Origin of the sequence: Dongia sp. (assembly GCF_041905885.1) — a bacterium.
GTDB lineage: Bacteria > Pseudomonadota > Alphaproteobacteria > Dongiales > Dongiaceae > Dongia.
This window is the reverse complement of the sequence record NZ_JAYRKD010000010.1, coordinates 99,673-123,543: the sequence shown is the minus strand read 5'-3', so window position 1 is coordinate 123,543 and position 23,871 is coordinate 99,673. Positions and strand designations below refer to the sequence as shown.

The following is a 23,871-nucleotide window of genomic DNA, read 5'->3' as shown; positions in this document are numbered from 1 at the left end:
AAATCGTGAAGGGAACTCCGCCGATGGACGGCATCGCGCTGCCATCCATCAAGTTTGAGCCTTATTGGTGGGACGCGGCGCGACCGGTCCTGCAGCCGGCAACGTCGCTGCCGCCGCGAGTCGACGTGGCCGTGGTGGGCAGCGGCTTCACCGGCATGCGGGCGGCGCTGGAACTGGCCCGGGCCGGGCGCAGCGTGCTGGTGCTGGACCAGGATGCCGCGGGTTCGGGGGCGGCACGGCGCAATGCCGGCTATCTGGGGCGGGTGCTGAAGCATTCGCTCACCACCCTGATGAAGAAGCACGGCGAGGCCCAGGGCATCGCCATGTACCGCGAATTGGGCGATGCCTTCACCGGCGTCATCGAGCTGATCGAGCGCGAGCGGATCGACTGCCATTTCACGCGACACGGAAGGTTCATCGCCGCCACCAGCACCAAGCACTACGACGCGCTGGCCATCGACCTCGAACCGATGCGCGGGCATCTCGGCTATCCCTTTGAGATGGTCCCGCGCGCCGAGCAACGGCGCGAGTTCGGCAGCGACCTCTATCACGGCGGCGCAATCATTCCCGACCTCGCGGCGATCCATTCCGGGCTCTATCACCAGGGCCTGACCGAGCGGGCGAAGGCCGCCGGCGCCGTGATCAGCGACGGGACCGCCGTCACAGCCGTGACGCCGGAGCCGGACGGGGTCCATCTCGTCACCGATCGCGGCACCGTCGTGGCCAGGGACGCGATCATCGCCACCAACGGCTACACGCCGCGGGGCCTGAGCTGGCTTGCGAAACGGGTGATCCCGTTCCAGGCCTATATGGCGGCGACGGAGGAGCTCAGCGAGGCACAGCTCCGGGACGCGATCCCGAACCTGCGCACCATGATCGATTCCAACACCAACATCGATTTCTTCCGGCCGGCGCCGGATTCCCGGCGCCTGCTGTTCGGCGGCGGCACCGGGGTCCCGCGCGGCGACGCGACGGAGATCGCCGCATTCCTGCACGGCATCCTGCGGCGGGTCTTCCCGCAGCTCAGCACGGTGAAGCTCAGCCATGCCTGGACCGGCTATTGCGCCGGGACGTTCGACATGATGCCGCATATCGGCGGGCGCGATCATGTCTGGTACGGGCTCGGCTACAATTTCGCCGGGATCCCGATGGGGACGCATTTCGGCGCCAAGCTCGCCGCCATGATCGAGGGCAAGGCAGAAGGGCGCTCGGCTTTCGCCGAGACGCCCTTCCCGACTTTGCCCTTCTACTCGGGCGATCCCTGGTTCCTGCCCTTGGCGATGCGCTACTTCGACTGGAAGGACCGCAAGGCGTCCTAGGCGGCGCGCACCGTCCGCAGGAACTCGTCCACCTTGGTCTTCAACAGGACGCCGTTCCGACCGAGTTCGCCGGCAGCGGTCAGCACTTCGCCGGCGGCGCTGCCGGTCTGCTGTGCGGCCTGGGTGACGCCGGAGATATTCGAAGATACTTCCTGGGTGCCCTGGGCCGCTTGCTGGACGTTGCGGGAAATCTCCTGGGTCGCGGCACCCTGCTCCTCGACCGCGGAGGCGATCGCGGTGGAGATTTCGCTGACGCGGCCCACGGTCCTGGAAATGCTCTCGATCGCCTCCGCGGAACTGGCGGTCGCGTCCTGGATCGCGCGGACCTGGCCGGCGATTTCGTCCGTGGCCCGCGCGGTCTGAGTCGCCAGGGTCTTCACCTCGGAGGCGACCACCGCGAAACCCTTCCCGGCTTCACCGGCGCGGGCGGCTTCGATCGTGGCGTTCAGCGCCAGTAGGTTGGTCTGGCCGGCGATGTCGTTGATGAGGCGCACCACATCGCCGATCTTCTGCGCCGCTTCCGCCAGGCTTTTCACCTTGGCATTGGTGTCGGTGGCCTGTTCGACGGCCTCCCCCACGATCTTGGTCGATTCCGAGACCTGACTGGTGATTTCGCCGATCGAGGCCGAGAGCTCTTCCGTCGCCGAGGCCACGGTCTGCACGTTCTGCGTGGTCTCCTCGGAGGCCGCCGCCACCGCCGTCGATTGGCGTGCCGTCTGCTCCGCCGTGGCCGACATCGACTGGGCGGTGGATTGCAGCTGGGTGGCCGCGGAGGTCACGCCGTTGACGATGTCGCTGATCACCCGGTCGAACGCGGTGACCGCGTCTTCCATCCTGCGGCCGCGCGCGATCTGGCGTTCCTGCTCCGCCTGTTGCTCGGCCCGGAGCCGTTCGGCCTCGACCAGGCCCTGCTTGAAGACGCCGACGGCCTTGGCGACGCTGCCGGCCTCGTCGCGCCGATCCTGGCCGGCGACCTCGACCTGGAGGTTGCCCGCGGTCAAGGCGTTCATCACGGCGATGACGCCGTTCAGCGGCAGGGTGATCGAGCGGGCCACCACCCAGGCCAGGACCGCGCCGGCTATCGCCGCGGCGATGACGATCAGCGCCAGCATGATGAGGTTGGCCTGGAACGAGGCCTTGGCCTTTTCGTATTCTTCGCCCGCGACGCGCGCCTGCAGGGCTGCGAGCTGGTTGAGGTTTTCGGCGAGCGCCTTGAAGGCGGGGCCGCCCTCGCTTGTCGCCACGGCCTGTGCCCCCGGCTGGTCGCCTGCCATCAGGCGCTCGAGCACCTTGCTCGACGCGGCGTCGTAGGCGGCGATATCGCCGGCGGTCGCCTTCGCAAGCTGGGCTTCCTCGTCGGTGAGGTGTGTAGACATGTACGCCGTCCAAGTCTGTGCCGCTTCGCCTTTTCGCGTGTCCACCGCGGCACTCTTCTCGGCGACAGCCGCCTGATCCTTGGCCCCGAGTGCCGCCAGGACGGCCAGCCGAACTTCGTAGTAGTTGGTGACGATGACCTTCACCTGGCCCAAGGCAACGGTGCGGTCTTCGTAGACGGTGCGTAGCCCCTCTCGGATCGACGACATGCCGAGATAGCCGATGCTGCCGAGGGCGATCATCAGCGCGATGTTGATGAGCAGCAGCGCGCCGAGGCGCTGGATGATCCGGGTATGCTTGAGCATCGTCTCTCTCCCAAGATCGCGGTACGATATATCGATCGGAAGAATGATCCTTGAACACTTAAGAATGCATTGATGCCGATGCTGTGGCCGGATTCCCCTGACCGGAACCGGGGCGAACGGCCTCAATCAGGCGCGGGCCGCCCGCGCAAGTTGAGGAGTAGCGTCCCTGGGCAAAGAAGAAGGGCGCTCGACCTTCGCCGAGACGCCCTTCCAACTCTGCCCCTCGACAGCGTCTTCACCTCCGACGCCACGACCACGAAGCCCTTGCCCGCCTCGGTGCTCCTAGAGATGATTTCGCCGCGGCTTCATGCAATGTTGAGAGGCCGATCCGGCTGCCGTTCCAGGGGCCGCATGCTATTGAAGCCGGACCCCAGCCCAGAAGGTGCCTCGTGCCGCGACCCCATTGGCGTGTTTTCTTGCTGGTCTGCTGGCTGGTCGTTGCGGCCGGCGCAGCGGCGGCCGAGACCACGGCTCCGCCGAGCGCGCCCGACCCCACGGTCGAGGCGATGCAGCCTTGCGCCACGGGCGACGATCCGGAGGCGCGGGCGGTCGCCTGCACGCAACTCATCACCGGCGGCAGCTTGCGGGGCAAGGCGCTCGGCGCCGCCTATGTGTTCCGCGGCAAGGCGCAGGCGCAGCGCAACGAGATCAAGGCAGCAATCCAGGATTTCTCCGCGGCGCTGAAGATCGACCCGGGCGCCACCGACGCACTCTACAACCGCGGCGCCGCCTATGCGCTGCTGGGGCAGACCCGTTATGCGCTGAACGACTTCGCGCAGGTGCTGGAGCGGGCGCCCAACGATCCCGACACCTTGTTCTACCGGGCGCTGATCTACGTGAACCAGGGCAAGATCGAATCCGCGGTGAAGGACCTCAGCGGCGTGCTGAAGCAGCGGCCGGATGACGGCATCTCGAGGCTGCAGCGCGCGGGGCTGCTGATCGCGCTGCAGCGGAACGAGGATGCGATCAGCGATCTCAACCAGCTGCTGAAGGCCGACCCGGCGGCGCTGGACGCGCTCTACAACCGCGGCCGCGCCGAGATGCTGAAAGGCGACAACGCCGCGGCGGCCGAGGATTTCGCGGCGCTGATGCAGGCGCGCAACGACAACCCCTATGCCGCCCTGCGGCTCTACATCACCCGCGCGCGGCTGGGGCAGAAGGATGCGGCGCCGCTGGCGGCCGCGGCCAAGAACTTCCCCGACGAGCAATGGCCGATGCCGGTGGTCGCCTTCTACCGGGGCAAGATGAGCGAGGCCGATCTCCTCGCCGCCGCGAAGGCCGGCAAGGCCGCGACCAATGCCAGCCTCGCCGCCGAGACCCGCTATTACCTGGGGCAATGGGCGCTGCTGCAGGACGACACCAAGGCCGCGCGCCAGCATTTCGAGGCGGCGGTCGCTGCCAAGGCCGGCATCGGCAGCCTCGAAGCGATCGATGCCGGGCTGGAGTTGAATAAGCTCGCGAAGAAGCAGGACTAGCGGCGCCGCGAGCGCCGGATCGCAATCGGGGCCGCCGCGGCGAACAGGTTCTCCAGCGCGGCGGCGGACAGCGCCGCGATGGCGTCGCGGTCGAGGCTGAGCTCGATGCTGTTGCCGCGCCGCAGCTCGGTCACCAGCCGGGCGTGGCGCAGTTCTTTCAGATGATGCGTCAAGGTCGGGCCTGAGACGCCGAGGCGCCGCGCGAGTTCGGCGCCGGTTAGCGGCTCGCGGGCGATCAGGCGCGCGATCGCATAGCGCGTCGCATCGCCGAGCGCGCGGAACACCGCCTCAGGATCCGGCGCCGCGAGCGCGGGCGCGGGGGGCCTTGGCGCCAGCAACCGCTCCGGCGGAAGTGTCAGCAGGGTGAGCTTGCCGAGCTCGAAGCGGTGCGCGCCGAAGAGGCTGGGGAAGACGACGGTCTCCTTTCCTTCAACCGCCGGTGCGACGGCGTTGCGGGCCGCTTCTTCGAGATCGGGCGCCGCGCGGCGCCACAAGGCGGCGAAGGCCAGGCGGTCGAACCGGCGCAGCGCGTCGACGGCGGCCTGCTGCAGTCCCGCCGAATCCTCGACGAGCCGCGCGGTGAGGCGCGCGAGCGCCGGATCGGCCACGCCGGCCGGCAGGGCGTCGCGGCAGCGGCGGGCGAAATCCGCCGCGGGCAGGCCGGCGACCGCGGCGATCAGCGCATCGGTATCGCCGTCCAAGGCCGCCGTGCCCGGCACCGCCGCCAGCGCCAGCCAGAAGGCCGGGGCCAGCGCCAGATCGCCCATGCGGCGGCGGGTGGTCGGGTCGAGCTTGCGCCGGGCCTGGCTGAGCCAAGGCGCCTCGCCCCGGTCGGCGCCCAGCAGCGCCGCCAAGGCCAGGAACAGTTCGAAGCGCGGGCTGACGATGAGACGCGGGGGCATCGGCCACAAAAAGATAAATTATTATCTAATATTAGATTACTATATAATTATGGCCATCGCCACCGTCCTGTTTCGGGCGCGGCCGCTCGCCATCTTGTCTCGCTCGGGGCGATCCCCTAGTTTCGCCGCGCTTTTCCGACCTCCTCAAAACCAGCAGAGCGAATTTCCCATGGCCAGCGCCCCGCACCGGGACATCAAGAAGGTCGTGCTCGCCTATTCCGGCGGGCTCGACACCAGCGTCATCCTGAAATGGCTGCAGGAGACCTACCGATGCGAGGTGGTGACCTTCACCGCCGATCTCGGCCAGGGCGAAGAGCTGGAACCGGCGCGCCAGAAGGCCGAGCGGGCCGGGATCAAGGAGATCCATATCGTCGACGTGCGCGAGGAGTTCTGCCGCGACTTCGTCTTCCCGATGTTCCGCGCCAACGCGCTCTATGAGGGGCAATATCTGCTCGGCACCTCGATCGCCCGGCCGCTGATCTCCAAGCACTTGATCGACATCGCCAAGAAGACCGGCGCGGACGCGGTGGCGCATGGCGCCACCGGCAAGGGCAACGACCAGGTCCGCTTCGAGCTCTCCTGCTATGCGCTGAACCCGGACATCAAGGTCATCGCACCCTGGCGCGAATGGGACCTGACCTCGCGCACCAAGCTGATCGAATATGCCGAGGCGCACCAGATCCAGGTCGCCAAGGACAAGCGCGGCGAAGCCCCGTTCTCGGTCGATGCCAACCTGCTGCATTCCTCCAGCGAAGGCAAAGTGCTGGAGGATCCCTGGATCGAGCCGGAGGAGATGGTCTACCAGCGCACCATCTCGCCGGAAGCCGCACCCGACAAGGCGACGGTGATCGAGATCGGATTCAAGAAGGGCGACGCGGTTTCGATCGACGGCGAGACGCTGTCGCCGGCGACGCTGCTCACCAAGCTCAATGCGCTGGGCAAGGCCAACGGTATCGGCCGGCTCGACCTGGTGGAGAATCGCTTCGTCGGCATGAAGTCGCGCGGCGTCTACGAGACCCCGGGCGGCACCATCCTGCACGCGGCGCATCGCGGCATCGAATCGATCACCCTCGATCGGGGTGCCGCGCATCTGAAGGACGAGATCATGCCGCGCTATGCGGAGCTGATCTACAACGGCTTCTGGTTCGCGCCGGAGCGCGAGATGCTGCAGGCCCTGATCGACAAGAGCCAGGAGTATGTTGAAGGCACCGTGCGGGTGAAGCTCTACAAGGGCAACGCCACGGTGATCGGCCGCAAGTCCGAGAAGAGCCTCTACAGCCTGAAGCACGTCACCTTCGAGGACGATGCCGGCGCCTACGACCAGCGCGACGCGGCGGGATTCATCAAGCTGAACGCGCTCAGGCTGCGGCTGCTGAAGCGCGACCGGGGTTAGGCCGGGAAGCCGCGCACGACCTGGAAGGTGCAGACCTTGCGGGCCGTGCCGACGGCCCCGATCCGGTAGAGATCCATCTCCCGGCGGCCGAAGAAATCCGGCTCATGCGTGGGAATCAGCGGCTGGTATCTCGGCGCATTCGGCTGGGGCCGTTGGCCGTCGGGCCGCGTCGCGAGCAGATAGGTGACGTCGTTCACCCGCTGGATCGCGACCGCTTCCGCGGCGTCCAGGGTGAAGCGATGCAGTACCCGGAATCCCAACCCGATCAGCGTCGCTTCCGGCTTGCGGCCCGACTCGAAGGCATCGCGCATGGCGCGGGTCGCCGGCGCCACGAAGATGGCGTCGTCCCGGATGTAGGCCAGGTCAAGCGCCCCGTCGTTGTCGAAGTCGAAGACGGCACGACCGAACCCATCCAGGATCTCGAAAGACGGGTCGTCGGTCGGTAAAAGCCAGACCCCGTTCTCACGCTCGGCAAAGCTCAGGCCACTGGCTTTCGTGCGATGCGAAGTCTCCAGGCCGACGAACTCCAGTTCGCCCGGCTCGCCTTCGAACGCGGCGCGGCAGGCGGCCTCATCTTTGGACCAGGCGACGTCGATCGAGACGATGCGGGGCTGCGGCATCAGGGCGACGCCGATCATGTAATAGAACACACAGCCGGAAAGCGAAGGCGCCAGGCAGACCGGCACCAACCAAGGCAACACTCTTCCCATCGCCACTCCCCCTTGCGCGCAGGCTCCGCGCGGCTTCAACACTGCTGCTTCTCTGGGGCGGATCTATGGCGCTGGGAAGGTCGCTTTGCAGCATGGGCGCGGGTGAACCGGTCCAACGGCACCCCAATGTCGGGTCGATCCGCGAAGCCCGCGGACGGCCATGACGGGTGTGGTTGCGCATGTCACAATGCTGTCGGGTGATTCGGCGGCTGCGAGCGGGCGATGGAGAACGGGTTCAATATCGGCGCCTATAGCGACGCCCTGGTCGTGCTGGCGGTCGCAGGGCTGGTCGTGCCGATGCTGCGGCGGCTGGGGGTCAGCCCGATCCTCGGCTATCTCGCCGCCGGCGCAGCCCTGGGACCGCTCGGCCTCGGCTCGTTCATGGATCGCCTGCCGGCGCTCTATTGGTTCAGCATCGTCGATGCCGAGAGCGTGTCCCGCTTCGCCGAATTGGGCGTCGTCTTCCTGCTGTTCCTGATCGGGCTCGAGCTCTCTCTGCAGCGGCTGATCACCATGCGGCGGCTGGTGTTCGGCCTGGGCTCGCTGCAAGTGCTGACCGGAGCGGTGGTGATCGGTGGGCTGATGGCCGGGGGCAGCGGGCGCGATCCCGCAACCGCGATCATCCTCGGCGCCAGTCTCTCGCTCTCCTCGACCGCGATCGTGCTCGAGGTGCTGGCGCACCAGGGGCGGCTCACCACCACGGTCGGCAGAGCGGCCTTTTCCGTGCTGCTGGCGCAGGATCTGGCGGTGATCCCGATCCTGCTCTTCGTCTCGATCCTGGGCGGCGGGACCCATGGCTCGCTGGCGGAGAGCCTGGCGACCGCACTGCTGACGGCGGTCGCTACACTCGGGATCATCGCGGTGCTGGGCCGGATCTTCCTGCGGCCGGTGTTCCGCTTTGCCGCGGCCACCAAGTCCAACGATCTCTTCATCGCCGCAACCTTGTTCGTGATCGTCGCCGCAGGAGTGGCGGCACGGCAGGCTGGGCTCTCCATGGCCCTGGGCGCCTTCGTGGCCGGGCTGCTGCTGGCCGAGACCGAATACGGCAAGGCGATCCAGGCGACGATCGAGCCGTTTAAAAGCCTCCTGCTCGGCATCTTCTTCTTCAGCGTCGGCATGAGCATCGACGTGCGCGAGGTCATCCACCATCCGCTTTGGCTGGCCGCTGTCGTAGTCGCGATCATCGTCGTCAAGGCGGCGCTGGTCTTTGGCCTGGGACGGCTGTTCGGCTTGCCGCGCTCGGCCGCGGTGGAGCTCGGGCTGCTGCTGGGTCCCGGCGGCGAGTTCGCCTTCGTCACGATCGGCGCGGCGACGGCGGCCGGACTGGTCGAGGGTGCGCTCGCCCGCACCACCCTGGTCGCCGCCTCGCTCACCATGGCGCTGCTGCCGCTGCTGGCGATCGCCGGTCGGAAGCTGGCGCCGCTGCTGGACAGGAAGGGCACGCCTGAGCCGGAGCTGGTGATCGCACCGGAGCATCTCAGCGGCCATGCAATCGTGGTCGGCTACGGCCGGGTCGGCAAGGTGACCGCGGCGCTGCTCTCCGAGCATGGCGTGCCCTTCGTCGCGGTCGACTTCGACGCCGCCAGTGTCACCCGCGACCGGCGCGGCGGGCATCGGGTCTATTTCGGCGATGCCGCCGACCCGATGTTCCTGAAGGCCTGCGGTCTCGAGGAAGCGCGCGCGGTCGTCATCACGATCGAGTCGGCGGCGGCGATCGACCGGGTCGTCAACCAGGTGCGCGACCTGCGGCCGGACGTGAAGATCATCACCCGCGCCCGGGATTCCGATCATGCGCGACATCTCTATGCGATCGGCGCGACCGATGCAGTGCCGGAGACGGTCGAGGCCAGCCTGCAATTGTCGGAAGCGTCCCTGGTGGCACTCGGCGTGCCGATGGGACCGGTGATCGCCTCGATCCACCAGAAGCGCGACGACTTCCGCGCCGAGCTGCAGAAGGCGTCGCTGGAAGCCGGGCGCGGTGACAGCCATGCCATCCGGCCGAAGGGCATGCGCGACCGATTGCCCAAACATGACCAGGAGCAGGAGCAAGAACCATGATCGTCACCACGACTCCCGGAATCGAAGGCAGCCGCATCGTCGAGTATTTCGGCGTGGTGGCGGGCGAAGCGATCGTCGGCGCCAACATCTTCCGCGATCTCTTCGCCTCGGTCACCGACATCGTCGGCGGCCGCTCCGGCGCCTATGAGGACGCCTTGCGCGGCGCCCGCGAGACCGCGCTCCGGGAATTGCAGCAGGCGGCGCGCGAGGCCGGCGGCAACGCGGTGGTCGGCGTCGATATCGACTACGAGGTCATCGGCAAGAGCGGCAGCATGCTGATGGTGAGTGCGAGCGGCACCGCGGTCAGGGTGGAGTGATCAGAGCAGCGGCGCGCCGATGATCCTCGGGTGCAGCCAGAACACGATCGCGAGATAGAGCGCCGCCGCGATCGCCAGCGTCTTCCAGCCGATACCGCGCCAGTCGAACCGGGTTCGCTTCTGGGCGATGGCGAGGAACGGCAGGTTAGAGGTTGAAGCGCTGAAGGCCTGCCAGCTTTCCGGCGCCCAGCTGCGGCGCTTCTTGGCATCGATCGCCAAGGTGCCGGCCAGCGCCAGGACGGCGAAGGCGCCGAAGAAGATCAGGCCGGCGAGATCACCGTTGGCGAGGATGTGCAGCAGCGCCCAGAGGCCGAAGGCCCACATGACCGGGTGGCGCGTCACCGTGAGGATGCCCTTCGGCTGCCAGGCACGGTCCGGCGCCGCCATCATGACGGCGGATGGGTTGGGCGCGGCAATGCCGCCGATCGCCAGCAGGAGGATGACGGGCATCAGCGTCAGCGTGAGATGCACGACGCCCGGCAGCATCCAGAGGACCTGGTCGCGCGGCGCCGCGCGGAACGCCATCGCCATCCAGCCGATCAGCGCGAGGGCCTGGGCGGAGAACAGGCCGGCATAGCCGCGCTCACCGAGCCGGACCACCAACCGCGGCCGGAGGCCGGTCGAGGAAATCAGGAAATGCGCGGCGACGAAAGCGATGGCGGCGAGCGTCAGGTTCAGCATCGAAACCCCCGATCGAATCCTCTGTGGGTCTGACCCGAGTATTACATCCGACCGTTGCTAAATAGCGATCCCGAGCCGGTTTGCCAAACTCTTGAATTCAATCCCCTTTGTGTGCGGAACCGCGGCCGGCCGGGGTTAAGGAACCTTCGCCCGATATCCGACTTTGTTTCCCGATGGCCCCGGTCTGAGAAACTCGTCCCCTGTCGTGATCGATCATGGCAGCGGGCCGGCCGCGTGTTCGCCATGCCTGTTCATCGAGGAGCTGAACCATGACCAAGATGCGTGTTCCGGATTCCTTCGAAGAAGCCGCCCTGGAGACCGTGCGACTCCTGAGTGCGCAGGAGGCCGCCAAGGTGGCCGGCCTCTCGCCGCAGACCTTGCGCGACTACAGCGATGCGGACCGGCCGGGACGGCCGACCTTGCAGACGGCCTTGGCGCTGGATTCCGCCTGCTACGAGCAGACCGGACGCGCGCCTTTCTTCGAATCCTATACCCGCCAGCTGGCGGCGCGCACCCGGCGCAACACGCGGCCGGTCGGCGATGTGCTGGTCGAAGCACTGGATCTGCCGGGCGCGGTCGGCCGCCTGCTCGATCTCATCCGCCGCAGCCGCGCCGTGGAATCGCCGCGCGGGCGCAGCATCACCGCTTCCGAGGGCAGCGCCATCATGAAGGCGATCAAGCTGCAGCGCCGCGAGCTCGACGATGTCGAGGCGGCGGTGGTCGCAGCGACCGAGGACGGCGGACCGGCGGTGGTCGAAGCGCGCCCCTCGCCCGAAGTCAGCCACGAATAGGGATCATGGCGCTCCGGATCCTGATCGTCGAGGACGACGCCCTGACCGCTGCGGCTTTCGCGGCGGCGCTGAACGATGCCGGGCATCAGGTCGTCGCCATCACCGAGAACGGCAGCGCCGCCCCGGTCAAGGCCGGGCGGGTGCATGCCGATCTCGCGCTGGTCGACATCACCTTGCGCGACGGCCGCACCGGCCTCGCCGCCGCGCGGGCGTTGCATGAGGATCATGTCGAAACCGTGCTGATCAGCGGCGACGCCAACCTGCGCGCCAAGGCGGAGTCGGTGCAGGCGCTGGGATATATCGCCAAGCCCGCCGACGCCAACGCGGTCGCCCGGGCGGTCAGCAACATCGAGCGGCACCACGCCTGGGCGGCGCGGCAATCGCGCGTGTCGGTGCAGGAAGCCTAGCGGCTCAGAGCGAGACCTTGACCTCGGCGCAGGAGCGCGAATGGCCGAGCGCGCGCTTCACTGTCGGATAGAAGCGCGCCATCGCAATCGCCAGGGAAAGGTCCACCAGCGCCTTGCGGCCGAAGCGGGCCTCGAGCGCGGCACCCTTCTCCAGCAGCATCGGATCGTTCTCCGACACCACGCGGCCGAAGCAGAAGCCGAGCTTCAGGTCGGTCGGCATCTCGCTCAGGTGATTCTCCAGCGCGGCTTTGACGATCGCCTTGTCGACCCCGGCCTTGAGCGCGAGGTTGACGTAGATCTGCACGCATTCGCCGCAGTCCTCCGCCATCACCGCGCCCAATGCCGCCATCATCGCCACGGATTCGGGCACCGACTGATTCTCGCGGATGATCCGCCCGATCTCCTGCAGCCGCAAAGCCGAGCCGGGCGAGGCCGCCGCCATGTCGCGCTGGTAGTCGAGGGGAACGCCGATCGTGGTCTCCCGCTCCCGGATGGCGGTGAGTTCCGGGCTTTCGGGCAATTTGCCGTGCATGATGAGAAATCTACCTTACTGAAAAACACTCAATGAACCGCTGGCCTCAGATAGGCCCGCGGCTCATGAATGCCAAGACCCGGAAAGAGTTGCAGTCTATTCCGCCACCTAGTTAATCCGGGAGCGCGACGTTGTGCTGCCGGCAGGCGGCGATCAGCGTGTTGTTCAACAACAATGCTATCGTCATCGGCCCGACTCCGCCCGGCACCGGGGTGATCGCCGAGGCCTTGGGATAGCAGGAGGCGTAATCGACATCGCCGACCAGCTTGCCCTTGCCGTCCTTCTCAATGCGGTTGATGCCGACGTCGATCACCACCGCGCCTTCCTTGATCCAGTCGCCCTTGACCATCTCCGGACGGCCGACCGCGGCGACCACGATGTCGGCGCGGCGCACTTCGCCGGGGAGATCCTTGGTCTTGGAATGGGCGATGGTGACGGTGCAGCTCTCGTTCAGCAGCAGCTGCGCCATCGGCTTGCCGACGATGTTGGAGCGGCCGATGACGACCGCATGCTTGCCGGCGAGATCGCCCAGCCGGTCTTTCAAGAGCAGCAGGCAGCCGAAGGGTGTGCAGGGGACGAGGCCCTTGCCGCCGGTCGCAAGCCTTCCCGCATTCACCACATGGAAGCCGTCCACGTCCTTGTCAGGGTCGATCGCGTCGATGATCGCCTGCGGGTCGATCTGCTTCGGCACGGGGAGCTGGCAGAGGATGCCGTTGACCTTCGGGTCCTTGTTCAGCTGGTCGATCAGCTTCAGGAGATCAGCCTGGCTGGTCGAGGCGTCGAGCTTGTGCTCGAAGCTCGCCATGCCGCTGGCCTTGGTCTGCTCGCCCTTGTTGCGCACGTAGACCTTGCTGGCCGGGTCCTCGCCGACCAGCACCACGGCGAGGCCGGGCACGAAGCCGTGCTTCTCCTTCAACGTCGCGACCTGGCGCGCGATCTTGGCGCGCAGCCCTTCGGCGAACAGCTTGCCGTCGATCACTTTCGGGTCGGCTGATTTGGCCGGGCTGGTTCCGTCACTCATGGTCTTCAATCCTTCTTACCTTGTTGCAGCAGCAGCGCGTCCAGAGCTGCGCGCAAATTCCTCTCGTCGCCGCGAATTTCCACCAGCTTGCGCCGGTCGGTTGCGCCCGAGACGACGGAAATCGCCGATTTGGCGACACCGAGCGCCTCCGCCAGCAGGGCGATCACCGCGGCATTGGCCTTGCCGTCTTCGGGTGGTGCGCCGACCGAGAGCTTCAGGGCTAATCCGTCCGGATCTGGGGTCCATCCGGCGATGCCCTCGCGGCGCGCCTTCGGTTGCACCTTGAGGCGCAGGCGGATGCCACCGGCAACCGCACGCGCGCCGGAGACCTCAGGCAAAGATCACATACTCGAACAGCAGGTCGCGGATGAAGTAGAGCAGGAGGATGAGAACGACCGGCGAAAGATCGAGACCGCCGAAATTCGGCAGGATGCGGCGGATCGGCCGCAACACCGGCTCGGTGATCTTATAGGCCACGTCCGCGATCATGTAGACGAAGCGGTTGCGGGTGTTGACCACGTTGAAGGCGATCAGCCAGCTCATCACCACCTGAACGATCAGGATCAGGATGAAGATGTTGACGACCGCGTTGATCAGATTGGCGAGAGCAATCATGGCGTGAGACGCTTCCTCCGAGCCCGCGCTTATCCCCAACGCCGTCCGCGGGACTGGTTGCCTCCGGGCCGGGGTTCAGCAAGTGGGCCGGACCCTAGCCAAGGCCGGGGCCGGGTGCAAGGTCGCCCCGGGGGCCCTGGGGTCGCACCGGCCAATTAAGGCTTTTGTTTTCTTGAACAAGACCTTAGACGCTGCTTGACAGGCCACGCCCCAGGCAACCATATTCCGCCCCGTTCCGCGCGGGCCCAAAGCCCGCGCCGGATCTCCCGCCGGGTGGGCCCGTAGCTCAGTTGGGAGAGCGTCTCGTTCGCAATGAGAAGGTCGTCAGTTCGATTCTGATCGGGTCCACCAATCTCTCCGCGCTTTCCCGTCAAAACCCCGGTTCCGGCACCCGCGCCGCCACGCCCAGCAGCTGAACGCCGTCCGCGTGGCGCAGCGGGCAGAGCAGCGATTCGAAGCTGAACCAGTCGGAATACTCGCATTTCATCCGCCCCAGGCTGCGGTAGGGCTGGGCCTGCTCGGTCACGAAATCGAAGTAGCCGGCGAAGGCGCGCGCCAGCGGCTCGCCGTCATCGCGCCGCCAGATATGGCCGCGGCGGCGGCGGAACAACTGCTCGAACACCTCACCCGCCAGCCGCAACCGGAAGCCGTCCGTCACCGGCTCGACCAGATAGAGATGGGCGGCAAGCTGCCGGTTCTCGACCACGTCGAAGTCGTTTCGATGCGGCTGCCGCCCGGCCGCGGCAGCGCCCCGCCACCAGGACCAGAGCGCCCGCGCCTCCGGGGTCTCCGGCGCAGCGGCATCGGCCGGGAGGACGCTGCGCCCGGACTGCGCGACATAGGCCGCGACCCGGGAATCAATCGCGCCCATCGGCGAAGCGGCGGCCTGCAGCGGATCGGCGATGAGTTTCGGCACGATGTTGGCTCCCGGGGTCGTCCCGCCGATCCTAGCCTGAACGTCCGATTCGCCCGCAGGGGTCTGTGAATTTTCGCTGAAAGATCAGTATATTCCTATCGGAAAGGACCGACACGGCAGGACTTCCTTCACGATTTTCGCGCAAGTTGGAGCGATGAACGCGCTCTCGGAAATATTGCGCCGGACGGCCCGCGGAACGAGAGACCCGATGATGCCGCAGGACATACTGGGCGCGCATGAAGCACTGCCGGACCGCCGCTTCCGGCTGACCCGCAGCTTCGCCATGGTCGCCGGCCTGGTGATGGTGGCGGCCTCGGCGCTGCTCTCGGTCTTCCACTGGCATTGGTCTCTGGGCGAGCTCGAGAAGATGGCCGAGCAGAACAACGTCAACGTCGCGCAGGTGCTCTCCAACGTGCTGTGGAGCCGCAACGCGCCGCTGATGGAAGCGCTGGCTGCGGCCGACCGCGAAACCTTGAAGGATCGGCCAGAAGTCGCGCAACTGCGCGGCGAGATCATGAGCTTCATCGAGGACGCGCCGATCGCGCGGGTGAAGATCTTCGACAAGGACGGCGACATCATCTTCTCGACCGACCCCAACCAGATCGGCTGGAACGTCCGCGACCGGCCCGGCTTCGCCACGGCGATCACCGGCGTGGTCAAGAACGAGCTCGCGCGCAAGAACAGCTTCAGCCTGACCGAGGCGGTGACGGTCGATCGCGACCTGATGTCGAGCTATATCCCGATCTACCGCAACGGGCCGGGCAGCGAGATCGTCGGCGTGTTCGAGGTCTATGACGACGTCACCATCTTCCTGCGCGACATCAACCGCGGCATCGCGCTGCAGGTTGCGATCGTCCTCTTGATCACGCTGGGCGTCTACCTGGTGCTGATCTGGTTCGTGCGGCGCGGCGACCAGCTGCTGCGCGCGGAACATGCGCGCTCGCTCGAGCTGGCGCAGACCGCGGCGCGCGCCGAGGCCGCCAGCAAGGCAAAGTCGCAGTTCCTGGCCAACATGAGCCACGAATTGCGGACGCCGCTGAACTCCGTGATCGGCTTTGCCGAGATCCTGAGCGCCGAGGGCTTCGGGCCGCTGGGCGACAAGCGCTATCTCTCCTATGCCAAGGAGATCGGCGACGGCGGGCGAAACCTCCTCACCATCATCAACAACACCCTCGATCTTTCGAAGATCGAGCTCGGCACCGCCGACGTGATCCTGCGTCCCGTGGACCCCGTGGCGGTGGTGCGCGGCGCGGTGGCCCAGCTCGACCGGCAGATCCAGGACAGCGGCGTCGCGGTCGCGATCGAGATCGATCCCCGCACCACCTCGATGCAGAGCGACGAGACCAAGCTGAAGCAGATCCTGCTCAACGTGATCTCGAACGGCTTGAAGTTCACGCCGGCGGGCGGAAAGGTCTCGATCCGGGTCAGCAGCAGCGCCGCCGACCGCATGGTGAGGTTCGAGATCAGCGATACCGGGATCGGCATCTCTGCCGGCGACGTGCCGATCGCGCTGGCGCCGTTCGGCCAGGTGGATTCGGCGCTCAACCGCCGCTATCAGGGCGCGGGCCTGGGCCTGCCGCTGGCCAAGGGCCTGGCCGAGCTGCTGGGCGGCAGGCTCGAGATTGCCGGCGCGCCGGGCGCCGGCACCACCGTCGCCATCACGCTGCCGGCGCAGCGCTAGCTCAGCCTTCTCCCGTCAGCGTCCGCGTGTTCGCCTCGGCGAGCACAATCGCCTCGCCGAGCAGCTGCAGGATGCGGATGTTGTTGTCCAGCACCTGCCGCGCTTCCTTGCGCGGGTCGCCGGCATGTTTCTGCATGCGGGCGATGATGTCGGCGCGGATCAGCCCCAGCACCTTCTCCGTCGTATAGCCGTTCGGGTTGGCTTCGGAGACCAAGAGTTTCGTCATGATCATCCCTCCTCGGGAAAATCGGGCAACAGATCAATCGATAATCCAGCCTCGCGCGCCGATATTAAAGCGCGGTTAACGTGTGATTCCGATCACGACCCGATTGATCCCGACTACTCGCGGATCGGCCATTTTTGTATAGCTCGCGCCCATCAGAGCCGTTCGGGGACGGTCATTGGGAAAGGATTCTACCATGCTCAGTCGCCGCCTGTTGCAAATCGCGGTGGTCTATTGGGTGCTCGGCGTCAGCTGGGGCATCTTCATGGGCGCCACCGAGAACTTCACCGACGTCCCGGTGCACGCGCATCTCAACCTGCTCGGCTGGGTCAGCCTCGGGCTCTGCGGCCTGATCTACGCCAAGGCGCCGCATCTCGAGAAGAGCTTCCGGGCCAAGGCGCATTTCTGGCTGCACAACCTCGGCCTCCCGCCCCTCATGGCCGCGGTCTGGCTCATCGTCAACGGCCATCCGCAAATCGGCGGGCCGATCGCCGGCATCGTCTCGGTGGTGATGGGCCTCGGCGTGCTGAGCTTCGCCGCCAATCTCTGGCTCAAAGGCTTCCCGCTGCCCGCGGGCGAGACCGAAGCGTCGACGATGGTGCCGCAGACCCGCGGCGCCTGATGCCCGGGTCAATCCCCGGATCAAGTCCTGGGACGGGCATGACGACTCAGTGAGCTTCGCCTTCGATGCGCTCCATGTCGGCGTCGCTGAAGCCGAAGTGGTGGCCGATCTCGTGGATGAGGACGTGGCGGACCAGCTCTTCGAAGTCCATCGCGTCCTCCGCCCACCAGTCGAGCAAAGCCCGCCGGTAGAGAAACACCATGTCGAGGTGCTGGGTCACGTCGGCGACGCCGCGCGTGGGTAGCGGCGCGCCGCGATAGAGGCCGGCCAGCTCGAACGCGGATTCGATCCCCATCTCGGTGAGCGTCGCGTCGTCGGCGAAATCCAGCACCCGGATCGCCAAGCCCTGGCAGCGCGCGGTGAAGATCTGCGGCAGCGCCGCGAAGATGCGGTGCGCCAGCTCCTCGATCTCGTCGAGGCTCGGCGGCGGGCCGAACCGGCGAAGCTCAGCGGTCATGCGTTCCCCGACCGGTTGCAATCGGCCTTGCCATTCTCGCTCTCCTTGGCGATCCTGCGACAGGGGGCGACTATGGCACGAATCGAATATCCGGTGTGGACGGTCGCACGGTCGGCGCTCGCGATGCCGTTCCGCTACCCGCTGGCGCTGGTCAGGTTCGGACTGCTGCCGCTGCTGATCGCCACGGTCTGCCTGCCGCCACCGCTCAATATCGGCCAGACCACCACCACGACTGTCGACGGCGTGGACACGGGTGCCATCACCGATATGTTCTCGACCACCGACAACGAGCTCGGCCTGCGCGATCTCGTCGGCTTCCTCCTGATGCTGCCCTTTGCCGCCGCCTTCGCAGCCGCCTGGAACCGCCTCACCGCCACCGGCGACGCTACCACGATGGGACGAGCGCCGATCGCCTTCGACGCCCGCACTGTCGGCGTGATCTGGGGCTTCATCCGGCTAGCCTGCGTCGCGCTGGGAATGGGGCTGCTGGTCGTCGTCGCGTTGTTTCTCATCTTCGGCAAGTACCAAGACGGCCAGCTCTCGTTCAACATCTCATACACCACGGAGGTCGATGGCCTGGGGCCGACCCTGGCCATGATTGCCGCGATGCTGCTGGTGACGCTGGCCTTCGCCTGGTTCGTCCTGCGATTCGCGCTGATCATTCCGGCCGCCGCCATGGCCAACCCGATCAGCCTCAAGGAAAGCTGGCGCCTCTCGGCGCCGGTGCAATTTCGCCTGTTCGGCGCCGCCTTGGTGGCCACGGCCGGCTTCTTCATCGTCTACCTGCTGATGTCCTTGGTCCTCGCGCTCCTGTTCGGGGCACTCGGCGCGAGGGGGACGTTCTATGTCGCCGTCGTCCTGTACTTTCCGGTGCTGGTCTACGCGCACGCCGTCTGGGCGGGACTGCTCGGCGCAAGCTATGGCCTGCTGCAGCCGGCCCACTTCGCGGCGGAAGCCAAGGCGTTCGACTGAGAAGAGACCGGACCGCTATTTTTGGTGCGAGGCCTTCAGGAAGCCCCGCAGCCGATCCGATTTCGGATTGGCGAAGATCTCCTTCGGGTCGCCCTCTTCCTCAATGCGCCCCTGGTGCAGGAAGATCACGTTGTTGGCAACCTCTCGCGCGAAGGCCATCTCATGGGTCACCACCAGCATGGTGCGCCCTTCTTCCGCGAGCTGGCGCATGACGCGCAGCACCTCGCCGACCAGCTCCGGGTCCAAGGCCGAAGTCGGCTCGTCGAACAGCATCACCTTCGGTTCCATGGCAAGCGCCCGGGCAATCGCCGCGCGCTGCTGCTGGCCGCCGGAGAGATGGCTCGGATAGTGGTTGCGCTTGTCGGCGATGCCGACCTTTGCGAGCAGTTTCTCGGCGCGCTCGACCGCTTCCTTCTTCGGCAGCTTCAGGACATGCACCGGCGCCTCGATCACGTTCTCGAGGATGGTCATGTGGGACCAGAGGTTGAAGCTCTGGAATACCATACCGAGGCTGGAGCGGATCCGGTCGACCTGCTTGGAGCTTTCCGGCACCGCATGGCCATTCTTGGTCGGCTTCATGCGAATGAGCTCGCCATTGACGATGACCTTGCCGGAATCCGGTGTCTCCAGCAGGTTGATGCAGCGGAGCAAGGTGCTCTTGCCGGAGCCCGACGAGCCGATCATCGCGATCACGTCGCCGACATGCGCGGTGACTGAGACGCCTTTCAGGACTTCGAGATCCCCGAATCGCTTATGCAGGTCCTCGACGACCAGCGCGGTCTCCGCCATCGGCTTTCCCTCGTCTGAGCACCGTGTTTGCCACGGCGAAGCGGGCCTTCGGCCCGTTGCCTTCCCCTTAGGGGTCTCGCCCCTCGGGTTATTCTATGGGCCCTGGCTCCGGCCTTGCCAAGCAAAAATCGCCGGCGTCGGGTTTGCCGGCGCTCCCGGGCCGGCGGTCATCCGCGCCTGGCTTGTGTGGAGCCGGCACGGCGGCGATCCCGGGTATTGAGACGCATTGCCGCCGCGTCCCGCGTTGACTAAATCCGCGGTTGCATTACGGTGCACACGCCGGGCGACGGGCCGGAAGATGGATTGAGCGGGAAGCGGGGAATGCGGGGCTTGATTTTGGCGATGGCGCTGCTGGCGCTGTCGAGCGGTGCGGCACAGGCGGTGGAAGGCCAGAAGATCGATTGCGCCGACACCGACATGGCGCTCAACGCACCGGATTTCGAGATCACCTGCGAGGATTACAGCAACAACACGGCGCTCTCGAGCGCCGGCAAGCTCGGCGTCGAGTATCTGAAGGCGGTCTCGGAAAAGCGCGAGCAATTCATCGGCGTGGTGGATCGCCGGGCCATCGGCACCATCTACCTGCTCCGCAAAGGCCTCGAAGAGGATATTCGCGGCAATTTCCCGAACGAAGAGCTGGCGGAATGGCGTGCCACCGGCGAGCCGGTCGCCGGCTTCGAGTATGCCGAATATTCCAACCGGCGCAGCGGCTCCAGCGAAGAGGAATGCATCGCCTTCCGGCGGCAGATGACGCGACGCAACGGCGGCGGCGGCGACGCCGGCTTCGGCCGGATCGTGATCGGGATCGGCTGCACCACCGGCGACCGGGCCGGGCTGATCGAGACTCTGAAACTGCTCGAAGCACCCGGGGACTGAGACAGAATGAGGATGAATGGAATGCGCTTGATGAGGACCGTCGCGGCCGCCCTGGCCCTTTCTGCCTTGACCGCCACGGCGGCATTCGCCGAAGGAAAGGAGGTCGATTGCAGCGAGACCAAGCTTTCGTTCAAGGCGCCGGGCTTCGAGGTCAAATGCAAGGACTACAGCCGCTCCTCGGTCAGCACCGGCCAGTCGGTTGCGGCCTCGAACTCTTACAGCCTCTATGCCTATTCCCAGAAGGACGTGACTTTCCTGGACGCGTTCAGCGACTACATCGTGAGCGCCTCGGTCTATTACACCCGGCGCTCCATGGAGGCGGATCTCGAAAGCAACTACACGGCCAAGTTCTCCGACTGGGCGACCCAGGAGGATGTCGGCGACTACGAGATCCGGACCGTGACCGTGACCTTCAGCGATGGCGAGCCGCTCGAATGCGTCGGCTTCCGCAAGCTGGGGGCGCGGCGCTGGGAAGGGATCAACGGCCTGACGGTCGGCCTCTCCTGTTCCGACGGCGGCCGGGACAAGGCCTTCGAAACCGTGAAGCTGTTCATCTCCCAGGACTGAGCGCGGCGCGCCCGAGAGCTGGGCGCGCGCCCCGCCGCCTTTACCGGTGCGGGCCGGGCGCGTAGCATGGCCTGATGGCCGATATCGAGAATCAACGGGCTATCCTGGATCGCCGGACGCTGGCCGGCGATCTGACCGCGCTGGCCGATGCCAGCGCCGATCCGGCCGGCGCCACCGCGGAGCTCCAGGTCCTGCTGCGCCGGCATCTCGCCGAGGGCCGGGCCGAGATCAAGCGGCGGTTCGACGCCAACCCGCGCGGTGCCGGCGCGGGTCTCGCCTGCGCCCACGAGATGAGCTTCCTGATCGACCAGCTGATCCGCTGCCTGTTCGACTATGCGATCGAGCGCGCCTATCCGCTGCCCAACCCGACCAGCGCCGAGAAGCTCTCCCTCGCCGCGGTCGGCGGCTATGGCCGCGGCGAACTGGCGCCGCATTCCGACATCGATCTCCTGTTCCTGCTGCCCTACAAGTTGACGCCGCACAGCGAGCAGGTGGTGGAGTTCATCCTCTACCGGCTCTGGGATTTGGGGCTGAAGGTCGGGCACGCGGCGCGCACGGTGCAGGAATGCATCCGCCAGGCCCAGGGCGACCTCACCATTCGCACCAATCTGCTGGAATCGCGCTATCTGTGGGGCGAGCAGCCGCTCTACGACCAGTTCCGCGCGCGCTACGAGAAGGAGATCCTCAAAGGCAAGGGCGAGGCATTCCTGAAGGACAAGCTCGCCGAGCGCCAGGCACGGCACAAGCGCGCCGGTGATTCAAGATACGCACTCGAGCCCAACATCAAGGAAGGGAAGGGTGGGTTGCGCGACCTCCAGACCCTGCTCTGGGTCGCGCGCTTCATGTACCGGGTGCGCGACTTCGTCGACCTGGTGGAGCAGGACCTGCTGACCGCCAACGAGGTGCTGGCCTATGACAAGGCCTTCAACTTCCTCTGGACCCTGCGCTGCCATCTCCACTACCTGACCGGCCGCGCCGAGGAGCGCCTCACCTTCGACCAGCAGTCGGAGATGGCGCGGCGCCTGGGCTATACCGATCACGCCGGCTCGAAGGGCGTCGAGCGGCTGATGAAACACTATTTCCTGGTCGCAAAATCGGTCGGCGGCCTGACCCGCTATTTCCTGGCCGCGGTGGAATCGAAGCAGCTGCACCGGCCGCTGTTCAAGATGCCGAAACTCTCGCTGCTGAAGAGCGACGTCGAGGGCTTCCGCAACGAAGGCGGCCAGCTGCACGTCGCCGGCTCGAACTGGTTCCAGAAGCACCCGATCGACCTCTTGCGGATCTTCGCCGTCGCCCAGCGCCACGAAATGGGGATCCACCCGGTGGCGATGACCTGGCTCACGCAATCGGCGCGCCACATCGATGCGATGCGCACCGACCCGGCCGCCAATCAGATCTTCGTCGACATCCTGACCGGCGCCAACGATCCGGAGCTCACCTTGCGCCGGATGAACGAGGTCGGCGTGCTCGGCCGCTTCATCCCGGATTTCGGCCGGGTCGTGGCGCAGATGCAGTTCGACATGTACCATCACTACACGGTCGATGAGCACAGCCTGAAGGCGATCGGCATCCTCTGGCAGATCGAGCGCGGCGACATCAAGGAGGAAGCGCCGGTCGCCAGCGAGGTGGTGCATCAGGTGGTCTCGCGCCGCGTGCTCTATCTTGCGGTGCTGCTGCACGACATCGCCAAGGGCCGCGGCGGCGATCATTCCGAGCTCGGCGCCGACATCGCCGACCGGCTGGCGCCGCGCCTCGGCCTCAGCGCGGAAGAGACCGAGACCGTCGCCTGGCTGGTGCGCTTTCACCTGATCATGAGCAACACCGCCTTCCGCCGCGACATCGAGGACCCGAAGACCATCGCCGACTTCACCGAGGCGGTGCAGTCGATGGAGCGGCTGCGGCTGCTGCTGGTGCTGACCGTCGCCGATATCCGCGCCGTCGGCCCCAAGGTCTGGAACGGATGGAAGGCGCAGCTGCTGCGCGCGCTCTACCAGCGCGCCGAGGAGAAACTCTCCGGCGGCCTGATCACCGAGGGCCGCGAGGCGCGGGTCGCCGAGACCTTGAAACAGCTGCGCGCCGAGCTCGCCGATTGGAGCGACGCCGATTTCGAGGCGCATGTGTCGCGCGGCCCCGCCTCCTACTGGCTGGGCTTCCCGCTGCCCAGCCTGGTCCGCCAGGCACGGCTCATTCGGGAGGCGGAGCTCGACAAGCGCCCGCTCTCGATCGACTACGCGGTCGACACCTGGCGGGCCATGACCGAGGTCACGATCTATGTCGCGGATTGGCGTGGCCTGGTCTCGCAGCTGGCGGGCGCCCTAGCGCTCTCCGGCGCCAGCATCGTCGATGCGCGGATTTTCACCCTGAAGAACGGCATGGCGCTCGACTCCTTCACCGTGCAGGATTCCAGCGGCGGCCCGTTCGAGAGCCCGGCCAAGCTGGCGCGGCTCGCCGCCACCATGGAGCGCGTGCTCGAGAACCCGACCAAGACGCTCGGCGAGTTGAAGCGGATCGCGCCGGCCAATCCCGCGGTCCGGAGCTTTCCGGTGGTGCCGCGCGTTCTGATCGACAACAAGGCCAGCGCCACCCATACCCTGGTCGAGATCACCGGCCGCGACCGCCGCGGCCTGATGCACTTCCTCACCCGCGCCTTGACTGCGCAAAACCTGCAGATCTCCACCGCGAAGATCTCGACCTTCGGCCACCGCGTGGTCGACGTCTTCTATGTGAAGGACCAGTTCGGCCTGAAGGTCGAGAGCGAGGGCCGGCTGAAGGCGATCCGCGACTCGCTGATGCAGGTGCTGCAGGAACGCGAGGCGGATTTCGCGCCGGCGAAAGACACGAAGACGGTCACCGCGGCCCAGTAGCCGC

25 protein-coding genes and 1 tRNA gene are annotated in these 23,871 nt (G+C 66.6%); 14 read left to right on the top strand and 12 right to left on the bottom strand.

What is annotated here, in order from left to right; genetic code table 11:
• The first annotated feature begins 5 nt into the window (after positions 1 to 5).
• Positions 6 to 1,319: an NAD(P)/FAD-dependent oxidoreductase gene (locus tag ACH2CY_RS12685; RefSeq protein WP_395019540.1), complete on the top strand. Its 1,314-nt coding sequence runs from the start codon at positions 6 to 8 to the stop codon at positions 1,317 to 1,319.
• On the opposite strand, the gene ACH2CY_RS12680 is transcribed toward ACH2CY_RS12685, so the two are convergent.
• Entirely contained in the window at positions 1,316 to 2,998 is a 1,683-nt protein-coding gene (locus ACH2CY_RS12680) for a methyl-accepting chemotaxis protein (protein WP_395019538.1), read from the bottom strand. The genes ACH2CY_RS12685 and ACH2CY_RS12680 overlap by 4 nt on opposite strands.
• A gap of 416 nt (positions 2,999 to 3,414) precedes the next feature.
• Between ACH2CY_RS12680 and ACH2CY_RS12675 the strand changes: the two genes are divergently transcribed.
• Entirely contained in the window at positions 3,415 to 4,473 is a 1,059-nt protein-coding gene (locus tag ACH2CY_RS12675) for a tetratricopeptide repeat protein (protein ID WP_395019536.1), read from the top strand.
• Here the strand turns inward: ACH2CY_RS12675 and ACH2CY_RS12670 are convergent.
• Positions 4,470 to 5,375 carry an ArsR/SmtB family transcription factor gene (locus ACH2CY_RS12670; protein ID WP_395019534.1) on the bottom strand — a complete coding sequence of 302 codons (906 nt, stop codon included), beginning with the start codon at positions 5,373 to 5,375 and terminating at the stop codon, positions 4,470 to 4,472. The two genes, ACH2CY_RS12675 and ACH2CY_RS12670, sit on opposite strands and share 4 nt — an antisense overlap.
• Before the next feature lie 169 nt (positions 5,376 to 5,544).
• Between ACH2CY_RS12670 and ACH2CY_RS12665 the strand changes: the two genes are divergently transcribed.
• The gene (locus ACH2CY_RS12665; RefSeq protein ID WP_395019532.1) at positions 5,545 to 6,768 is read left to right on the top strand and encodes an argininosuccinate synthase; all 1,224 of its coding nucleotides are present in this window, start codon (positions 5,545 to 5,547) and stop codon (positions 6,766 to 6,768) included.
• On the opposite strand, the gene ACH2CY_RS12660 is transcribed toward ACH2CY_RS12665, so the two are convergent.
• Positions 6,765 to 7,520: a hypothetical protein gene (locus ACH2CY_RS12660; RefSeq protein WP_395019531.1), complete on the bottom strand. Its 756-nt coding sequence runs from the start codon at positions 7,518 to 7,520 to the stop codon at positions 6,765 to 6,767. The genes ACH2CY_RS12665 and ACH2CY_RS12660 overlap by 4 nt on opposite strands.
• 180 nt (positions 7,521 to 7,700) lie before the next feature.
• Here ACH2CY_RS12660 and ACH2CY_RS12655 point away from each other — a divergent pair, with 180 nt between their 5' ends.
• Positions 7,701 to 9,536, top strand: a complete 1,836-nt coding sequence (locus ACH2CY_RS12655) for a cation:proton antiporter (RefSeq protein WP_395019528.1) — start codon at positions 7,701 to 7,703, stop codon at positions 9,534 to 9,536.
• Positions 9,533 to 9,853, top strand: coding sequence for a heavy metal-binding domain-containing protein (locus tag ACH2CY_RS12650; RefSeq protein ID WP_395019526.1), 321 nt, complete (start codon positions 9,533 to 9,535; stop codon positions 9,851 to 9,853). Before ACH2CY_RS12655 ends, ACH2CY_RS12650 begins: the two co-directional genes overlap by 4 nt.
• On the opposite strand, the gene ACH2CY_RS12645 is transcribed toward ACH2CY_RS12650, so the two are convergent.
• Positions 9,854 to 10,534: an NnrU family protein gene (locus ACH2CY_RS12645; RefSeq protein WP_395019524.1), complete on the bottom strand. Its 681-nt coding sequence runs from the start codon at positions 10,532 to 10,534 to the stop codon at positions 9,854 to 9,856.
• Positions 10,535 to 10,803: 269 nt separating this feature from the next.
• On the opposite strand from ACH2CY_RS12645, the gene ACH2CY_RS12640 reads away from it, so the two are divergent.
• Entirely contained in the window at positions 10,804 to 11,325 is a 522-nt protein-coding gene (locus ACH2CY_RS12640) for a hypothetical protein (RefSeq protein WP_395019522.1), read from the top strand.
• Between the two features lie 5 nt (positions 11,326 to 11,330).
• Positions 11,331 to 11,732, top strand: a complete 402-nt coding sequence (locus ACH2CY_RS12635; RefSeq protein ID WP_395019521.1) for a response regulator — start codon at positions 11,331 to 11,333, stop codon at positions 11,730 to 11,732.
• 4 nt (positions 11,733 to 11,736) lie between these two features.
• Here ACH2CY_RS12635 and ACH2CY_RS12630 read toward each other — a convergent pair whose 3' ends face one another.
• From ACH2CY_RS12630 to ACH2CY_RS12615, 4 genes are all read right to left on the bottom strand, one after another.
• Complete coding sequence (locus tag ACH2CY_RS12630; RefSeq protein ID WP_395019519.1) at positions 11,737 to 12,264, bottom strand: hypothetical protein; 528 nt, start codon at positions 12,262 to 12,264, stop codon at positions 11,737 to 11,739.
• Between the two features lie 112 nt (positions 12,265 to 12,376).
• Positions 12,377 to 13,285, bottom strand: a complete 909-nt coding sequence (folD, locus tag ACH2CY_RS12625; protein ID WP_395019517.1) for a bifunctional methylenetetrahydrofolate dehydrogenase/methenyltetrahydrofolate cyclohydrolase FolD — start codon at positions 13,283 to 13,285, stop codon at positions 12,377 to 12,379.
• Positions 13,286 to 13,290: 5 nt separating this feature from the next.
• Entirely contained in the window at positions 13,291 to 13,623 is a 333-nt protein-coding gene (locus ACH2CY_RS12620; RefSeq protein ID WP_395019516.1) for a DUF167 domain-containing protein, read from the bottom strand.
• Positions 13,616 to 13,900, bottom strand: coding sequence for a YggT family protein (locus tag ACH2CY_RS12615; RefSeq protein ID WP_395019514.1), 285 nt, complete (start codon positions 13,898 to 13,900; stop codon positions 13,616 to 13,618). The genes ACH2CY_RS12620 and ACH2CY_RS12615 overlap by 8 nt, the downstream gene beginning before the upstream one ends.
• Positions 13,901 to 14,175: 275 nt before the next feature.
• Here ACH2CY_RS12615 and ACH2CY_RS12610 point away from each other — a divergent pair.
• Positions 14,176 to 14,251, top strand: a tRNA-Ala gene (locus ACH2CY_RS12610).
• 19 nt (positions 14,252 to 14,270) lie between these two features.
• On the opposite strand, the gene ACH2CY_RS12605 is transcribed toward ACH2CY_RS12610, so the two are convergent.
• Positions 14,271 to 14,816, bottom strand: a complete 546-nt coding sequence (locus tag ACH2CY_RS12605; protein WP_395019512.1) for a PAS domain-containing protein — start codon at positions 14,814 to 14,816, stop codon at positions 14,271 to 14,273.
• 208 nt (positions 14,817 to 15,024) lie between these two features.
• On the opposite strand from ACH2CY_RS12605, the gene ACH2CY_RS12600 reads away from it, so the two are divergent.
• A complete protein-coding gene (locus tag ACH2CY_RS12600; protein ID WP_395019511.1) occupies positions 15,025 to 16,497 on the top strand; it encodes an ATP-binding protein in 1,473 nt (490 codons plus the stop codon).
• 1 nt (position 16,498) lies between these two features.
• Here the strand turns inward: ACH2CY_RS12600 and ACH2CY_RS12595 are convergent, their stop codons facing one another.
• The gene (locus tag ACH2CY_RS12595) at positions 16,499 to 16,723 is read right to left on the bottom strand and encodes a hypothetical protein (RefSeq protein WP_395019509.1); all 225 of its coding nucleotides are present in this window, start codon (positions 16,721 to 16,723) and stop codon (positions 16,499 to 16,501) included.
• A 193-nt stretch (positions 16,724 to 16,916) separates the two neighbouring features.
• Here ACH2CY_RS12595 and ACH2CY_RS12590 point away from each other — a divergent pair, with 193 nt between their 5' ends.
• Positions 16,917 to 17,342 carry a DUF2871 family protein gene (locus ACH2CY_RS12590; RefSeq protein ID WP_395019507.1) on the top strand — a complete coding sequence of 142 codons (426 nt, stop codon included), beginning with the start codon at positions 16,917 to 16,919 and terminating at the stop codon, positions 17,340 to 17,342.
• A 46-nt stretch (positions 17,343 to 17,388) separates the two neighbouring features.
• Here ACH2CY_RS12590 and ACH2CY_RS12585 read toward each other — a convergent pair whose 3' ends face one another.
• Positions 17,389 to 17,799 (bottom strand): metallopeptidase family protein, encoded by a 411-nt coding sequence (locus ACH2CY_RS12585; RefSeq protein WP_395019505.1) that lies wholly within the window; start codon positions 17,797 to 17,799, stop codon positions 17,389 to 17,391.
• Positions 17,800 to 17,871: 72 nt separating this feature from the next.
• On the opposite strand from ACH2CY_RS12585, the gene ACH2CY_RS12580 reads away from it, so the two are divergent.
• The gene (locus ACH2CY_RS12580; RefSeq protein ID WP_395019503.1) at positions 17,872 to 18,771 is read left to right on the top strand and encodes a hypothetical protein; all 900 of its coding nucleotides are present in this window, start codon (positions 17,872 to 17,874) and stop codon (positions 18,769 to 18,771) included.
• A 15-nt stretch (positions 18,772 to 18,786) separates the two neighbouring features.
• Here the strand turns inward: ACH2CY_RS12580 and ACH2CY_RS12575 are convergent, their stop codons facing one another.
• Positions 18,787 to 19,560 (bottom strand): ABC transporter ATP-binding protein, encoded by a 774-nt coding sequence (locus tag ACH2CY_RS12575; RefSeq protein ID WP_395019501.1) that lies wholly within the window; start codon positions 19,558 to 19,560, stop codon positions 18,787 to 18,789.
• Between the two features lie 321 nt (positions 19,561 to 19,881).
• Between ACH2CY_RS12575 and ACH2CY_RS12570 the strand changes: the two genes are divergently transcribed.
• From ACH2CY_RS12570 to ACH2CY_RS12560, 3 genes are all read left to right on the top strand, one after another.
• Complete coding sequence (locus tag ACH2CY_RS12570) at positions 19,882 to 20,436, top strand: hypothetical protein (protein ID WP_395019500.1); 555 nt, start codon at positions 19,882 to 19,884, stop codon at positions 20,434 to 20,436.
• 21 nt (positions 20,437 to 20,457) lie between these two features.
• Positions 20,458 to 21,003 (top strand): hypothetical protein, encoded by a 546-nt coding sequence (locus ACH2CY_RS12565; protein WP_395019498.1) that lies wholly within the window; start codon positions 20,458 to 20,460, stop codon positions 21,001 to 21,003.
• Between the two features lie 74 nt (positions 21,004 to 21,077).
• Positions 21,078 to 23,867 (top strand): [protein-PII] uridylyltransferase, encoded by a 2,790-nt coding sequence (locus ACH2CY_RS12560; RefSeq protein WP_395019496.1) that lies wholly within the window; start codon positions 21,078 to 21,080, stop codon positions 23,865 to 23,867.
• Positions 23,868 to 23,871: the final 4 nt, after the last annotated feature.